Origin of the sequence: Telmatocola sphagniphila, assembly GCF_018398935.1 — a bacterium.
GTDB lineage: Bacteria > Planctomycetota > Planctomycetia > Gemmatales > Gemmataceae > Telmatocola > Telmatocola sphagniphila.
The window spans coordinates 2,820,789-2,836,682 of sequence record NZ_CP074694.1 but is presented as its reverse complement, the minus strand read 5'-3'; the positions used below and the strand labels follow the sequence as shown (position 1 = coordinate 2,836,682).

Below are 15,894 nucleotides of genomic sequence, written 5' to 3'. Positions count from 1 at the left end.
CTAACTCGCTGGCATCGGTCCGTACTCGACCGCGGGGCGCGGCTCGCAAGCTTTCAGTAATCCCTGCAAGGCACGCGTTTCGACCTGATAATAATTCGGCAAAGAGATTCCTACCGCCGTGGCCGCATCGGTCGGAGTGCGAGCCCCGGCGAGTACCTCCAGTATCACCGAAGCCAGACGCTTCGCCTGCGGACCGCAGGACTCGCCCAGTTTTGGACCTCCTATCGAACGAGACCGACGCGGTGCTTTCGCCTCGGAATTAGTCGTCATAAGTCACCTCCCTCAGGCGGGATCGACCACATATCCTCGATCAGACGCAGGCTCTCATCCAACGGCGATTCCCCCGGCAAAGACGGCTCTTCCGAACCCAAGCTTTGAGGATTGCTCACCTCGCCGACCGGACAGACCGGCTTGGGCAACTCGTCTCGGGAAGTCGATTCCGGCGGCGGAGGGGGCACCAAGTCTATCTCCCGCCGTTCTCCTTCGGGCCGGGTCAAGATCATCCGTTCCCCTTCCGCATGGACGCTGAAGGGCTGACCTCCCACCTGGCCGGTCAGATAAAACGGCTGCTTCGGAATCCCGTTTCGAGCCAGCTCCAAGGCATTCGCGGCTACCCGAGTTTGAAGACTCCGACGCACTTCCGAGGCCGCCCCGAAGTAACGGTCCGCGGGCACCAGACCATCGATCCCCTGATGGGGCCTCTGGAAGTTGTAATGGTCTATGAATAACCCAATCCGACGCTGAGCATCCCCCATGTCGATGAAGATTGCACTCTCGATGCACTCACGCCACAAGGTTCCCCAGAACCGCTCGATCTTACCCAAAGTCTGCGGATGACGCGGAGACGCTACTACCTGTCGAATGCCCCGTTTTTCGAGTTCCTTCGAGAAGGCACTTTTACCCCGCCAGGTCACATACTGCGTACCGTTGTCGGTGAGAATCTCCTCCGGCGTTCCATAAGAAGCCATGGAAGCTCGCAAGACCTCCAGCACCAAAGCCGATGACTGGCTCGCATGCAAGCCGTAGCCGACCAAAAACCGACTGTGATCGTCCATGAACCCGACCAAATGAACGCGCCGATTCTGACGTTTTAACACAAATGTGAAAAGATCAGTTTGCCATAACTGATTCGGACGGGCCCGCTCGAAGGACCGCACCTTGTCCGGATGCCCTCGCGTCGGAGCCTGCTCCAGTTGATAACCGGCTTCATGCAGCACCCGGGCCACCGCCGAAGCACTCGCCGGTAAAGCCGGACCTCGCAATAGCATGTCGCTAATCCGCTGACACCCCCATTCCGGATTCGATTTTTTGAGCATCAGGATTGTACGCTTGGTCAACTCGTGAACGCGGCTGCCCGGAGGTTTGCCCCGCGGCTGATCCAACAATCCGGCCGGGCCAGAAATTTCAAACCGCTTCTTCCATGCGTAAAGCGTGTGTTTCGAGACGCCTACCAAAGGAGCAAAATCGCCGGCGGGCAAGCCGCTCCGCTGCCAGGTATCCAGCAACAAAATCCGCTGTTCCGCCGTCATCGCCGGCACGGGTTCGGTCGGTTTTTTCACCAAACGCCGTCCCTTAACAGGTCCCCGAACCGATAACCTCGAGTGGAATTCCCTACGCTTCGAAAGGCTGGCTTCTACCTCGGAATCCACGGAATCCGATAAATCCAGACCCGCATCGGGAAAGGACTCCGAAGTGGGGCGGGCTCCGCGTCGCTCCCCTTCGCTGCGCTCAGGGCGCTCGGCTCCGCCCGCCCCACTTCGGCAGCCGCGGACTGCGGGTCCCTATCCTCCGTCGGACCAGCTCTCGGTTGTTCTTCTCTTTTCTCCGCAAATGCATTCTGGTTGAATTCATCCATATAGCCTCTCTTCTGGCGGTATTCCCGCCTAAGAAAGAGAAGGTAATTCCTATAGCGATTTAAACGGCTAAACCGGTAGATATTTCAGGAAAGGGGACACTATCTCTCCGGAAATTACAGTTCGATAATCGGCTCCGGTAATCTGATTTTGAAAGAAGGTCTGGATTGGTCGGGCGGAACTCTGGGGGGTACGGGTACGGTCTCCGTGTTGGGCGGCATATCTTTGGGAGGTGGAGCGACCAATATCCTGAGCCGTACTCTGAATGCGAGTGCGAATACCTCTCAAGATCCTTTCAACACACTTCGGCTGGATGGCGGAATTTGGAATAACCTGTCGGGCGCTAGGTTCACTTCAGTCGCGAATGAGTACGAGCAGAATAATATTACGACCGGTTCTATGGAAGGAATATTCAACAACCGCGCCGGCGCGGTTTTCACCAAAAAAGGAATTGGAAATCTCGAAATCTCGGCCACATTCAACAATGCCGGTTTGTTTGAGATTCTCGAGGGGAATTGTTATTTCAACAACTCGGGAGTAAACAGTGGAATCATCTCGTTATCCGCCGGGACAACGGCCTCCTTTGACAAGGGCTATACTCATACCGGCACTCTGACGGGGGCAGGTTCGGTATCGATTTACGACAGCACTTTTGAAACGGGAAGCTCCAATTCGTTATCGGGGCCGATGACGATTTATGGAAAGGGGGTTTTTAATGGGCCTCAATCAATCAAACTATTGAATCTGCAAAGCTCCTTTGACTATCAGGGAATAACCGGATCCGGGTCGATAACGATCACGGATACTCTCGAATGGATCAGCGGAACGATGGCGGGAAGCGGCACGACTAATACGCTTTCGAATACAACTGTCACGATTCGAAACGCGAATCTGGGGCGAACCTTTAACAATTCTGGAAACGCGATCATACCCGCAGATGGCGCGCTGGTATTCGATGCCAATAAGCAAGGTCAATGGAATAATCTGGCTGGCTCAACGTTAACCTTGAGTGGTAATGGTTCAATCGCCCCTACTGGTGGGGTATCTTTTGACTCGGGATTACTTGTAAACACAGTTGGCTCCCGCATTCTCAAAAACGGGACCGAGTTGTCGAGTTTGTACTGCAACTTCAATAATCAGGGTACCGTTCACGTAAACGAAGGTACCTTGGCAATTTATGGTAAAACCGAAAACTACGGAAAAATGTTAGTGGCGGCCGGCAGTACACTTTATCTCGCCGCAGGATATTACACTCCGTTTACGAATCTAGGGACGATTCAAGTGAATGGAGGGCTTCTCACGGATAATGTCAGCCCTACATTCAGCAATTTCGTGAATCTTGGTTCGGGTATTGTGGATGTTCAAAGTGGATCGGCGTCCTTCAGAAATCTTGTGGGCTTACCCATTACCTTTGATGTTGATGGCAGCGCGACAAAAATTGGCTGTGATCTTCCTGGCAATTTTGTCGTCGGCCCGAATTCGACGGTAATCTTCTCCCAGCTGTTACAAACTGGTAAGAATGGCTTTAATAAAGATGTTTCTTACTGCATTAGTCATATTCCCCAAGGAGCCTCTTTGACGCTGGACGGGCCGAACTCGCGAATCACAGGTGTCGATGGTGAACTGACCATGAACGCCGGAGAGCTAGATATTCGCGGCGGTAGAACGCTCGCGCTGTCCGACGAGATCATCAATACTCATCCGATGACCTTCAATAATTCGGGCATTCTCCGAATTGGGAATGCTCTTAGCGGCACTGGCGGCAAGGTGATCGGCCCTCACTCGAGTTTGCTGGAAGGAGGCTTCGTCAATTCCAGTACGGGAGAAGTGGTGCTGGCTAACGGCACCTTTCAAGGCTTCGGCCCCAACGGAATTCAAAACTTCAACATCATTCGAGGGAACGGTACTCTCGATAGTTCAGTCGTAATGATTTCCTCGCAGGCCAGTACTCCCTATCTGGGTTACGCAGCGATCGACAATATCACTGTCACTGGCAATCTATTCGTGACGGGCGAGAACGGCAGTTTTATAAAGGGCTCAGTTACGGTCGGCGGATTGACTCAGATCACTTTTGTGGGTGGACTCAACATCCTTCCTAATTCCAGTCTGGGCGGAACTGGGGATAAAGTCGTTTCGCGCGATGCCGGTTTACGCGGCTACGGAAGCGTCAGCGGCGATGTATTTCTGATCGGTGCAAAATTGATGGGTTACGATCAGTCGATGCCTTTAACCCTGACCGATAATCTGAAAATTGGTTCCCACCCGAGCGAACCTTATCTCACCGGCAACGGTTCTATCTTCGGCCCCGTCAATGTGAATGGACTGACCACGGTTCTCAGCGGGGCTACACTCACCGTGGAAGCAGGGGCTCGATTCGGTGGTCCAGGGGAAATTTTGCTCGAGAGCGGTTCGTCGCTCATCGCGAATGGTTTCGTGAATAAAAAAGTCTCCATCTCGGGTATCAACCAGATATCAGGTGTATTGGCGGGACAACTGGCCATTTCTAGCGGAGATTTGAACACCGGTGACGGTTTAACAGTCAATGGATTGACAGTCGGGGGCAATTCCAAACTTTCTGGTAATGGAACGACGATTAATGGATCGACCACCGTAGGGGCAGGCCAGCTGGCCATTGAGAACGCTGGTCTAGTCCTTAAAACAGCGTAGTTTTTTGGGGAATTGTTTCGATTTATCGAAGAAAGCTCGAAATCCTTTTTGTTTTCTGCGGTTTGTGTAAGTAACCGCTTAACAAATCGACAGTCGCAAAAAGGAGTTTCGAGTGAATGTTATTTTCGGACGTTGGTTTCAAAAATGCAAGAGTCGAATCGAACGTCGTCTGGCTAAGCGAGAGGCCGCGATGACCTTCGCTCCTTCTTTCGACGCCTCCAACATTCATTACGAAGTCTCCGAACGCGTGGGGGCGATCAGTTGCGGAGGCCTCGGGGCCATGCACCTTCTGGCCCGGCGTATCGGACTGATCGACGACATCGACGAGAAGTTGCATCTGCTCCAATTTCAAAGGCCTTACTCGGAATCGGACCACGTATTGGCCATCGCTTACAATTCCCTTTGCGGGGGTACCTGCCTGCAAGACATGGAACTGCGTCGCACGGACGAAAACTTTCTCAACGCCTTGGGCACTCAGCGTTTTCCCGACCCGACTACTTCGGGCGACTTTTGTCGACGCTTCGATAGTGGCAGCATCCAGGCTTTGATCGACGCTTTCAACCAGACCCGTTTACGCGTCTGGTCGAAGCAACCCGATTCCTTTTGGGAATGCGCGAAGATCGACGCCGACGGCAGCTTTACCCAAACGCGTGGCGAGCGTAAAGCGGGGATGGACATCAACTATAACAGAGACTGGTGTTACCACCCCCTGGCGGTGACCCTGGCGAACACCGGTGAGACGCTGAGCATCGTCAACCGTCCCGGCAATCGCCCTTCGCACGAAGGGGCCGCGGTCGAACTCGACCGGGCTCTTTTGCTGTGCCTTCAAGCGGGCTTTCGCAGGATCGTCTTTCGCGGCGACACCGATTTCTCGCAGACCACTCGCCTCGACGGCTGGGATGCCAACGCCAAGGTACGCTTTTATTTCGGCTACGATTCGAAGCAAAACCTCGAAGCAATCGCGGAAAACCTGCCGGAAGCGGCTTGGCACAAGCTCGAGCGTCCCGCGCAATACTCGGCGAAAGCGAAGTTGCGACACCGACGGGAAAACACCAAGGAGCGGATCGTCCAAGAGCGGGAATTCGTAAATGTGAAGTTGATCTCCGAAGCGGTGGCCGAGTTCGAGTACCAACCGACCGCTTGCCGAAGGGCGTATCGCCTGGTGGTGATTCGCAAGAATCTTTCCGTGGAAAAAGGCGAATCCGTTCTGTATCCGGACGAACGCTATTTCTTCTACATCACCAACGACCGGGAGTGCACGGCCGCGGAAGTCGTCTACGAAGCCAACGATCGCTGCAATCAGGAAAATCTGATAGCGCAGCTCAAGGGCGGTTGCCGGGCCTTGCACGCCGCTGCACGATCTGGAAAGCAATTGGGCGTACATGGTGATGGCCTCCCTGGCCTGGAACTTGAAAGCCTGGTGGGCCTTGACGTTGCCGGAAACTCCTGGTCGCTGGCGGGAAAAGCATCGGGACCAGAAGCAGTCGGTTTTGAAAATGGAATTCAAAACCTTCCTCAATGCGTTCATGCTTCTGCCTTGTCAGATCGTCCGGAAGGCCGGCCGCATCGTCTATCGATTGCTCGGCTGGAACCCGCACTTGCCAATCTTCTTCCGACTACTGAAAGCACTGAGGTGCTGATCGTTCGACCGACTGAAGTCGGGATCCGGATGTCCCGATCCGATAAAACGCCGAGAGCTATTCGCGGAAAGGAAGAATGTTTGAAAAATAGAAGTATGCGTTCGGCCGAGCGAAAAGCTCCGGCGCGGAGGACTCATCGAACTATCTCGCTAAAACTCCCCACGGAATTGGCATCAAAAACTTCGCTTGTTTAAGGTCTAGTGACTGGTAATGAAGCGCAACTGCTTAAAAATTCCACCGTAAACCTTAAGAACAGCAGCGTTAAATTCACCGGTCAGACGCAATCGGCGGGAACTTTATCTATTGGCACAGATAGTACTTTTGAGACGGATTCGCTGCTTCAGACCGCTGGTGTAACGACCGCGAATGGCAACCTAAAGGCGACGAAAACCTACACAATCAGCGGTGCGGATTCGATCTTGAAAGGTTCCGGTAATGCCCAAGTGGGTGTGCTCGCTATTGGACCTGACTCTACTCTCGCGCCGGGTAACAGTCCAGGAAAATTGACTGTAACTGGGCAAGTGCAGTTCAACCCGGGAAGCCGATTTCAAGTTGAAATTCGAGATGCGTCAGGAACGTCAGGAGTCGATTACGATCGGTTGGTTGTCAATGGGGATTTAACAAATTCAGGCAGCACCGCTAAGCCGTTAGTGATTGATTTGACCAGTCTCGACACTGCAAATAATCCCGGGCTGGCCAATTTCGACAAGACTAAAAGTTATTCTCTGATGATTGCTTCGGTAACCGGTGTGGTATCCGGTTTCACTTCGGATACCTATCTGCTGGATACCACTCATTTCCAGAATGACTTGAGCGGTGGCTCCTTTAGCTTGTCCGCCGTTTCGGGGGAGGGACTTGTTCTCTTATTCACACCAGTTCCCGAACCTGGAACTTTACTCTTTATTGGAGTAGGCAGTTGGGGATTGTTTCAGTGGCGAAGGAAGCGTTCAGGAGAAAAAGCGGCCTTAGCTTCCTAATTAAGAGTCGTAAGCATTTCGGCAATGACAGCGTAAGATCATAATCGCCCATATGATCTTACGCTCTTCCGATTTGTCGAAACCAATAAGAAAATCTCGGCTAAACTTAAAAAAAGCCTACCTCGAACCAATCAAAGTACTCTTAAAACCCTTGCGAACCACCGGATCCAGATCGAAGCGATCCAGATTCATCACCTTGTTCCACGCGGCCACGAAATCCTGAACGAATTTCTGCTTGGCGTCCTCGCTCGCATAAACTTCTGCGATAGCCCGCAATTGCGAATTTGAGCCGAAAATCAGATCCACCCGGCTACCCATCCACTTCGTTTCATTCGTCTTGTAATCCTGGCCGACGAAGAAGTGCTCGCACAATGCCGACTTCTGCCATTTCGTGTTCATATCGATTAGATTCACGAAGAAATCGTTGGTCAAAGTTTCCGACTTTTTGGTGAAAACTCCCAATTGAGCATAGCCGGTGTTGGTACTCAACACTCGAAGGCCGCCGATCAGTACGGTCATCTCCGGGGCGGTGAGAGTCAACATTTGTGCCCGGTCGATCAACAGTTCTTCCACAGGTCGATCATGGGTGTGGCCAAAGTAGTTTCGGAAACCATCCGTCTTCGGCTCGAGCACAGCCACGGATTGGACATCGGTCATCTCCTGGGTGGCGTCCGTCCGGCCGGGGTAGAAGGGCACCTTGATATCCTGTCCCGCATTCTTGGCCGCTTTTTCGACACCCGCACAACCTGCGAGAACAATCAGATCGGCGATCGATACTTTCTTGCCGGTGGTTTGAGTGCTGTTGAAGTCCTTCTGAACTTTCTCCAGAGTTTGCAAAACCTTGGCCAATTCAGCGGGCTTGTTCACTTCCCAATCCTTCTGGGGAGCCAACCGTATGCGGGCCCCGTTGGCACCACCTCGCTTGTCCGTGCCCCGGAACGTGGATGCGGATGCCCAGGCCGTGGATACCATTTGGGAAACAGATAATCCCGATTCCAACACCTTGGCCTTCAACGCAGTGATGTCCTGTTCGTCGATCATCTTATAATCGGCGACGGGAACGGGATCCTGCCAGATCTGCGCCGGAGGAACTTCTGGGCCGAGGCAGCGGGCAATAGGTCCCATATCTCGGTGGGTCAGCTTATACCAGGCTTTGGCGAAGGCCTCCGCAAATTCCTTGGGATTATCCGAGAATCGCTTGGAAATCTTGCGATATTCGGGATCCATCTTCATCGCGATGTCGGTCGTGAACATCATCGGAGCATGCGATTTCTTCGGATCGTGCGCATCCGGGATCAGACCTTTCCCGGCCCCAGCCTTGGGGGTCCACTGCCAGGCGCCTGCCGGGCTCTTCACCAGTTCCCACTCATAGCCAAAGAGGTTGTCGAAGTAACCATTCGACCACTTTGTCGGAGTTGTGGTCCAAGCCCCTTCGAGACCACTGGTGATCGTGTCGCCGCCTTTACCTTTGCCGAACTTGTTTTTCCAGCCCATTCCCTGTTCTTCAATACTTGCACCTTCCGGAGCCGGACCGACATTGTCCGCGCTGGCCGCACCATGAGCTTTGCCGAAAGTGTGACCCCCGGCGATCAAAGCGACCGTTTCTTCATCGTTCATTGCCATCCGGCCGAAGGTGGTTCGAATATCGCGGGCGGCAGCCAGCGGATCGGGCTTGCCGTTCGGACCTTCGGGGTTCACGTAAATCAAACCCATCTGCACGGCGGCTAGCGGATTCTGTAGATTGCGATCGCCGGAGTAACGCTTGTCGCCGAGCCATTCGCTTTCAGGACCCCAGAAAATATCTTCTTGGGGTTCCCACACATCTTCCCGGCCGCCGGCGAAACCAAAAGTCTTGAATCCCATCGATTCCAGAGCAACGTTTCCGGTAAGAACCATCAAATCTGCCCAAGATATCTGTCGGCCATATTTTTGTTTGATTGGCCAGAGCAGGCGGCGTGCCTTGTCGAGGTTGGCATTATCGGGCCAGCTATTCAGAGGTGCAAAACGCTGAGTTCCATAACTGGCTCCTCCGCGACCATCATAAACGCGGTAGGTACCGGCGCTGTGCCAGGCCATACGAATGAAAAGCGGGCCGTAGTTGCCGTAATCGGCCGGCCACCAGTCCTGGGATGTGGTCAGAAGCGTCTTGATATCTTTCTTCAACGCTTCGAGATCGAGTTTTTTGAACTCCTTGGCGTAGTCGAATTCTTCCCCCATCGGATTCACTTTGGGAGAGTTCTGGTTGAGAATGTGCAGGTTCAACTGATTCGGCCACCAATCGCGGTTGGTCATGAAACCAGCCGCCGAGTTGCGTTCCTTGACGGGTCGCATGTTTCCGCCGATCACTGGGCATTTGCTGATATCCCCGGGCGCGGCTTTACTTTCTTGTGCTGCGGCATCGTTTCGAGTCGTTGTGTTCTGAGCAAGCGCACCTGTTGCCGAAGCAAGCAGAGTGCATGTTGCAAATAGAGGAGAGAACCTGTTTTTCCTGAACATTGCGTATCCTCATTATCTGGAGAGAAAAAACTGGATTGAATACCTGTCATTGCAACCATCTTAGGCCGCATGTCGAGGCAACAGCCAATTGATATTGGCTATAGGACACATAACGGGAAACTATGGAGGCGAGTGGGATGCAAAAATTGAAGGCGTTGCTAGTTTACGGAAAAATTCGGTTGAAGGGCAGTTGTGCGAGCACTTTCAGGCGGCACTGGCATAATTGCGGAGACGCTTGCGATAAACCGCCCACACACCAATCAATCCGGCTGAAAGTAAGATGATACCGATTGGTTCGGGCACGTGCGAAGATCGTCCACAGCTGGAATTTTTCGGCGATTTTTACCTTGCATCTATCCGATCCAGGAGTCCAAACATTCCCTCATCAGGAGCGGAAACTCTAAGTCGATTTCCGCCGAAGAGTCCATTTCTATCTCAAGGTCTGGGCTTAGTCCCAGCGGGCAGAAAAGGAACCTGCTCAGGCATATAGCGATGCGCAAAGGCGATGAACCGGTGCGGGGTATAGTCCCACACCACTTCTTTGTCTTTGGTGAGTTCCAGGATCTCTCCATTCCAGGAGTTGACCACTAGAGTATTTCCATTGGTAAAACGTTGACACATCCCACGCTCGCTGGAGTAAAAGGAGGGCCAGTTTTCTCCCGAGTAGACCCAAGGAAATCCTTGAGTGCTGGGATCGTATTCCATAATCCGCGAGCCCTTCGTTACGCCCTGATTGTCGAACAAAAGCAGATGGCCATTCGTCAGAAAATTGGCATCGTGTTCCGCCTGCCATGGGCCGCGCGCGGCCCAGACGATCTTGCGGGATTCAGGATCGAGTACCGCTATTGTGTCCAGATTCCGCAAGGTCAACAAAAGTTGGCCCGCCTTCAGGAATGGAAATTTCTGAGCCAGTTCCGGTGTCAGTACCTGCACTGTATTCGCATGCACGGCGTCCTGTTTACGCGTCTTGTCATCGAAGCGTTGCACGGTGAGCGGACCCGCCTGCTCCTTCTTCGTTTTCGCGGGTTCCAACGATTGAAGGATCGCGGCGTAGGGCGAGTCTCGAAAAGCTTCCAGAATGGAAATTGGCTGATTCTTCAAGATTCCATCGGGGGTTAAAGCTATCACCGAATCGACCAGACAGGGGGTGGGAATGAACTGTAGACCTTCAGGCATAGTCTTCGCGATGTCGTGCTGAAGGGCATAAATTGTTCCATCCGATGCTACATCGACGCTATGGTGAACGCCGGCGGCATAACTCCAGATTAATTTCGAATCTTTGTCGAGCTTGATCAGACCATAACCTACCGCCGTCTGCTGCACTCCATGGAGAACGACGAGCAGATCGCCGTTAGGGAATAGATGGCAGCCGAAAAACGACACGTAGATATCCTTCACCGGAGTCGGGACATGCTGCGGCTTAGGCCAGATTTTGCTGAAGGGCATGGCCCAGCGGTGAACCGTTTTCTGTTTCATGTCCAGAAGATAAGCACTCGAATTGGAACTGTTCGCCCCGTCGGCGAAGGTGCATAGCGTGTAGCCGTCCGCTGTTTTGGTGGCTATGTCGATTTTTTTTTCCGATTGTGGCAAATCGTCCAGTAACACGGGGGCGTCGCTGTCGCTTCTCTCGATGACGGCGCGGATACCAATGAAGGCCTTTTCCAGAATCTCCGCTGGGGGAATCTGAAAGAACATGACAATCGCACCGGCGATGAACAGAAATATCGCAAAACCGAAGACGAAAGCCACCAGAGAAAGCTTCTTGAGTATTGCCAGTCGTGCGGAGTTAGCCGTGGGACGGGTATTGTTGGCTTTCGGAGTGTTTGAAGTTGACATACAGTTTCACCAGATGCTTTTGCAATGATACTAGATAATAGGGGCTTAATTATTTCGGGTCGACATTTCGTTTGGGACACCCCCAGCGTTCGGCCGTCTGATCCGTTTGGTTTCGGATCTGCGCGAGATCACTTGGGGAAAAAGGCGATTCGTAATAATTCGGTCTATGAATCGTCGGCACATATTTGTCGAGTATCGTCAGATAATCCGTCAGCCTGCAATGCTCAAAAACATCCTTCAGCACCCGCTGCGGTTCTTCACAGAGTTCATCGAATCGAACGACTAGGGAGGCTTTTCTCACCCCTTCATGAGAATCGAGCAAGTCCGCCAGATAGCGATAGACCATATCCCAGTAGATCGACCAGCCGAGCGTTTCTTCCCCGCTCTCCCAGGCCCTCCTGATTTGCTGGAGGAGTTCCGAATTCCCCAGATGGATCGGACGGCGATCCAGACCGAACTCGAAGTGCCCCGATCGCTGCATGACTGCCAGAGACTGAGGAACTTGACGGTGACCCTGGGAGAACCATTCGTGCTGCCGAGCGAGAGAGCCAATATGGCTGATGGGACTTCGGACGGGAATGACAAATCGGGCATCGGGGAAAAGTTGCAACAGGTATTCTAATCTCGCGATGTGGTAGTTTGCCTTGGCGACATAGCGAGTGGCTTTTTCCGCGAGTAGTAATTTGCGGAGATGATTCTGGTAATAGGAATCGAATTTCGGATTGCGCTCCCGAGCGGTCAGTCGATTATCGATTTGAGGATTGTGTCCTTGTGGAAAGAAGGCCATCCAAAGCATCTCTTCGATGGCATCTGGACTTTCCGAAGAAACCATCATCGTATCGCGGTGCGGACGTTCCCGGAGACTCGTAGCGCGATTGAAAGCTGTGGCCGTGCGCCACCAGTAGGGAGTCGAAATGAAAGGGTAATCTTTTATGCGGTGCGTGCCGACACTGGAATGGGAGCTGAGAATTTCATGCAGAAGCGTGCTACCCGATCGGGCCAAGCCACAGATGTAAATTGGCTGAGTGATGTTGATTCTGGACAGTCGGGGAGCGAGAAGCGATGATTCCAAACTTCCCAATCTCAACCAGAGATTGGGAAAGCGAGTTACCAGACGACTGAGATAATCGAGTGTAGGCGAAACGTAAAAGGGCGAATCCTTTCCGACGCTCGGTTTTGGGCGGGGATTCACTCGAGGAGCACTTACGGATGTTGTCATCCCACTACCGGGGAATTCGTTTTTGCCGGTTCGGATTCCGTCGAATTTTCGATTGGGGCTGTCGGAGGAGTTAAAATCGAGTCATCGGTTTTTTGTTCGGCCACAGTGGGAAGTTTCGGGCCGCGAATCCAACGCAATACGGTGTAGACCGGCCACATCAGCATGCTGAAAAATGCGGCGCCGAGCATTACCAGGAGTCCCATGGCATAGCCGATGAACTCCATCCCGGAACCCGGCCCGATATAGGCCATGGCGTTACTGCTGGCGATTAGTAAACCAAAAACTGTCAGCACCATCACAATTGCGAACCGATTGGGAATTAACAATTTAACACCATAAGGGGCGCAGGGAATTTGTATAAGAAAAATTAAACAAACTCTATTGTTACGTAAAAAGTTGCAATTTCCAATGAAATGATGCGCTTTTAATTAATGAATATTTTATGAAAATGCATTCTTGCAAGAGAATAACTTCTGAACTTATATCAGCGTAACATAATTATCTAAACAAAATTTAACAATCGACTTCGGCGCTCAAAAAGCAACACATCCCGCCAGACGCCGTTCAGGGATCCCAGGCGTTCCCGTCGTCCGACCTCCCGGAATCCGCACGACCTATGAAGAGCGATGCTCGCCAGATTTTCTGGGAAAATGCCGGCCTGGAGCGTCCATAAATTATTCTGCTCGGACTCCTCGATGAGACGGTTCAATAACTGCTTGCCTACTCCTTGACCACGAACTCGTGCGCTAACGTAAATGCTGATTTCCGCCACGCCTGCATAGACGCAACGACTAGAGACAGAGGAGGCCGCCGCCCAGCCAACAGTTTCAGAGTCCATTTTGGCCACCAGTCGACAGCTCGGCAAATGCGCGAGATCCCATTCCTTCCAGGAAGGAGGATCGGTAGCAAAAGTGGCGTTACCCGTCGCAATCCCTTCCCGGTAGATACTTTCTACCGCTATCCAGTCGCTCGGCAGCATTTTGGCGATTCCTGCTAGCATACTTCTCCTGTCAAATGCGGGAGTTGAATTGTGCCTGGGGTCTCGGTTCATATGCTCCCATGTTGACTATTTTTCAGAACTAGTGTACCGTAAAGGGAGCTCACTCATTCTCTCTTGGCACTGGTGGGGACTGGACGATCCAATTTCCAGTCCCCACCTCATTTTAAGTGTTGCCTGGAGAGAAAAGCATTCGGATAAGCGAATCGATTCATCTTTTCAGCGAAAATTAAACGACGAGCATTTCCCGAGCGAGACGTACCGCGCCCTTGGTGGCATTACTGATGAGCAGTGCCTGATCTCCCAGCTGTCCCAAACCGGTCAGTTCGTCCAGTAGCATGCCGCGATAAACATCGGATTTCTCGAGGAGACCGCCGGTCATCAGCAATTGCGATTGCTTACCGTCCATTTTCATACGAGCCCGGATGGCCACAATCTGATCGACCAGGCAATTCGAACAACGCTTTGCGATCAGGAAGGCATCGGGATCCGATTCCGCAAATCGGAGAATCGCACCCGCCAGATCGGAAATTTTACGCTTATCCCAGCCCTGGCGGTGAATGGCCGAAATGATCTGGGAAGGTTCGGTCAGTCCCATCTCCTTCAGGATGGATTCCTGAAAGAACGATAATTTCCTGCCCTGATCCTGACGTTCGAGGATGAGTCGCAGCGCCGAGATGGCGATGTGATAGGCGCTCCCTTCGTCACCGAGAATCGGCCCCCAACCGCCGACGTGGATGCGATTTCCTCTCACATCCTCGGCCAGTACCGCGGAACCGGTTCCCGCGATCACGGCAATGCGATTCGGGCGATCCCCGCAGGCCAGCAGAATATCCGCGTCGTTACATACTCTGGTACGATCCGCAAGCTGGAAGCGCTCGGCCCACTCCAGAATCAACTTTTCATCTTCGGCTCTCGTGATGCCCGCCAGCCCTAGACAAGCGTATCGCACCTTGCCTTGAGGTTGTCCCAGCTTGCCGAAGGCTTGTCGCACGGCCTCCTCTAGTGCGTGAGTGGCCTTGGAGATGCCGACCGATTGCATATTCGAAGGCCCGGCGAAGCCTTCCGCCAGGGTTCTACCTTCCAGGTCGCATATCAAGGCGTGCGTTTTGGTCCCGCCGCCGTCAATTCCGATCAGATAATCGAATTTGTTTAGTGGGATGGGGTTCCGGCCAAGTACCGATTGAATTTTGCCGGAATGCTTCAGGAGCAGCAGACGAGCTTCCTGCTGAGGTACATTTTGAAGGGAACAGACTATCGCGGTTTTCAAATCTCCCGAAACAGTTTCCAAAAGCGAATGGGCTTCCTGTTCTGTCGTCCCGGCGATCGCTCTCAGAATTCGATTGGAGCGAGATCGCAATTTGTAATTGAGCGGCCGGGTTTCCACCAGAAGATTTCCGTGTGTCCGGCCGAGTCGGATCATCGAACCAGTGGTCAACAGATTCAGCACAATTTTATGGGCCGTGGCTGCTTTCAAGTGTGTGGCCCCGGTAAGCACTTCGGGTCCCACAATCGACTCCAAGACCAGGTCGGAAAGCGGGGTCACGCTGGCATTTGGAGTGCAGGTCAAGCTGATTGAAAGAGCGGCGACGGAACGGGCATATTTCAGCCCCCCGAGAACGTACGGAGTGCAACCGCTGGCGGAAGTGGCTACCAGCACATCCTGAGCACTTAAGCCAATTTGTTTGAGATCGATCTCGGCTTGTTCCGGGTGATCTTCGATTTCTGGCCGATCGGAACTCAAAGCCGAAGGACCTCCCGCGATGACGGCTTGAACCAATTCCGCAGAGGTGCCAAAAACCGTTTGACAATCGGTTGCAACCAGAGCCCCGACTCTGCCTGAAGTTCCGGCTCCCAGAAAGATTAAGCGGCCGCCGGAACGCAGTCTATCGGAAATTAATTCGATGGCCTGGGCGATTTTCGAAACTTCGAAGCGGATCGCCGGGAGGACTTGAGCCTCTTCAGTTATCATTAATAGGGCGAGGTCGAGAGCAGAAAGATCGTGAATTTCGAGTGAAGCAGGATTCCTGCTTTCAGTCATCAATTTGTCCAGATTCATGAAGAGTACTACCGTTGATCCAAAGTTTTGCGGGTCGAGATTTGTCACCGCTCCGGCCGGTAGGGCCTCCATTGAGCAGGAGCGGGCAATCAAAACAGCGGTTCCGAGGAATCCTCTCAGATTTTTATCTTGGCGAATTGCCTATCATAA

At 52.8% G+C, this 15,894-nt stretch carries 11 protein-coding genes and 1 pseudogene; 3 read left to right on the top strand and 9 right to left on the bottom strand.

Going from position 1 to position 15,894, the window contains the following annotated elements; translation table 11 throughout:
* Both KIH39_RS11205 and KIH39_RS11200 read right to left on the bottom strand, forming a co-directional pair.
* Positions 1-270, bottom strand: a complete 270-nt coding sequence (locus tag KIH39_RS11205; protein ID WP_213499441.1) for a hypothetical protein — start codon at positions 268-270, stop codon at positions 1-3.
* A complete protein-coding gene (locus KIH39_RS11200; protein WP_213499439.1) occupies positions 267-1,559 on the bottom strand; it encodes a DDE-type integrase/transposase/recombinase in 1,293 nt (430 codons plus the stop codon). The genes KIH39_RS11205 and KIH39_RS11200 overlap by 4 nt, the downstream gene beginning before the upstream one ends.
* A 444-nt stretch (positions 1,560-2,003) precedes the next feature.
* Here KIH39_RS11200 and KIH39_RS11195 point away from each other — a divergent pair, with 444 nt between their 5' ends.
* From KIH39_RS11195 to KIH39_RS26930, 3 genes and pseudogenes are all read left to right on the top strand, one after another.
* The gene (locus tag KIH39_RS11195; protein ID WP_213499437.1) at positions 2,004-4,520 is read left to right on the top strand and encodes a beta strand repeat-containing protein; all 2,517 of its coding nucleotides are present in this window, start codon (positions 2,004-2,006) and stop codon (positions 4,518-4,520) included.
* A 112-nt stretch (positions 4,521-4,632) separates the two neighbouring features.
* Positions 4,633-6,160, top strand: a pseudogene (locus tag KIH39_RS11190) (IS1380 family transposase).
* A 200-nt stretch (positions 6,161-6,360) separates the two neighbouring features.
* A complete protein-coding gene (locus KIH39_RS26930; RefSeq protein WP_213499433.1) occupies positions 6,361-7,137 on the top strand; it encodes a PEP-CTERM sorting domain-containing protein in 777 nt (258 codons plus the stop codon).
* 117 nt (positions 7,138-7,254) lie between these two features.
* On the opposite strand, the gene katG is transcribed toward KIH39_RS26930, so the two are convergent.
* The 7 genes from katG to KIH39_RS11150 all read right to left on the bottom strand — a co-directional run bounded on the left by katG (position 7,255) and on the right by KIH39_RS11150 (position 15,744).
* The gene (katG, locus tag KIH39_RS11180; RefSeq protein WP_390623689.1) at positions 7,255-9,633 is read right to left on the bottom strand and encodes a catalase/peroxidase HPI; all 2,379 of its coding nucleotides are present in this window, start codon (positions 9,631-9,633) and stop codon (positions 7,255-7,257) included.
* A 204-nt stretch (positions 9,634-9,837) separates the two neighbouring features.
* A complete protein-coding gene (locus KIH39_RS27100) occupies positions 9,838-9,936 on the bottom strand; it encodes a PEP-CTERM sorting domain-containing protein (RefSeq protein WP_213499429.1) in 99 nt (32 codons plus the stop codon).
* Positions 9,937-10,068: 132 nt separating this feature from the next.
* On the bottom strand, positions 10,069-11,469 hold the full coding sequence (locus KIH39_RS11170) for an arylsulfotransferase family protein (RefSeq protein WP_213499427.1): 1,401 nt from the start codon (positions 11,467-11,469) through the stop codon (positions 10,069-10,071).
* Between the two features lie 49 nt (positions 11,470-11,518).
* Positions 11,519-12,688 (bottom strand): sulfotransferase, encoded by a 1,170-nt coding sequence (locus tag KIH39_RS11165; protein ID WP_213499425.1) that lies wholly within the window; start codon positions 12,686-12,688, stop codon positions 11,519-11,521.
* Entirely contained in the window at positions 12,685-12,984 is a 300-nt protein-coding gene (locus tag KIH39_RS11160; protein WP_213499424.1) for a hypothetical protein, read from the bottom strand. Before KIH39_RS11160 ends, KIH39_RS11165 begins: the two co-directional genes overlap by 4 nt.
* A gap of 206 nt (positions 12,985-13,190) precedes the next feature.
* On the bottom strand, positions 13,191-13,688 hold the full coding sequence (locus KIH39_RS11155) for a GNAT family N-acetyltransferase (RefSeq protein WP_213499423.1): 498 nt from the start codon (positions 13,686-13,688) through the stop codon (positions 13,191-13,193).
* A gap of 226 nt (positions 13,689-13,914) precedes the next feature.
* Positions 13,915-15,744 carry an N-acetylmuramic acid 6-phosphate etherase gene (locus KIH39_RS11150; protein ID WP_213499422.1) on the bottom strand — a complete coding sequence of 610 codons (1,830 nt, stop codon included), beginning with the start codon at positions 15,742-15,744 and terminating at the stop codon, positions 13,915-13,917.
* Positions 15,745-15,894 lie beyond the last annotated feature (150 nt).

Coding starts and splice junctions, on each gene's coding strand:
- KIH39_RS11205 (WP_213499441.1), bottom strand. CDS start 270: ATGACGACTAATTCCGAGGCGAAAGCACCGCGTCGGTCTCGTTCGATA.
- katG (WP_390623689.1), bottom strand. CDS start 9,633: ATGTTCAGGAAAAACAGGTTCTCTCCTCTATTTGCAACATGCACTCTG.
- KIH39_RS11170 (WP_213499427.1), bottom strand. CDS start 11,469: ATGTCAACTTCAAACACTCCGAAAGCCAACAATACCCGTCCCACGGCT.
- KIH39_RS11165 (WP_213499425.1), bottom strand. CDS start 12,688: ATGACAACATCCGTAAGTGCTCCTCGAGTGAATCCCCGCCCAAAACCG.
- KIH39_RS11160 (WP_213499424.1), bottom strand. CDS start 12,984: ATGGTGCTGACAGTTTTTGGTTTACTAATCGCCAGCAGTAACGCCATG.
- KIH39_RS11155 (WP_213499423.1), bottom strand. CDS start 13,688: ATGCTAGCAGGAATCGCCAAAATGCTGCCGAGCGACTGGATAGCGGTA.
- KIH39_RS11150 (WP_213499422.1), bottom strand. CDS start 15,744: ATGAATCTGGACAAATTGATGACTGAAAGCAGGAATCCTGCTTCACTC.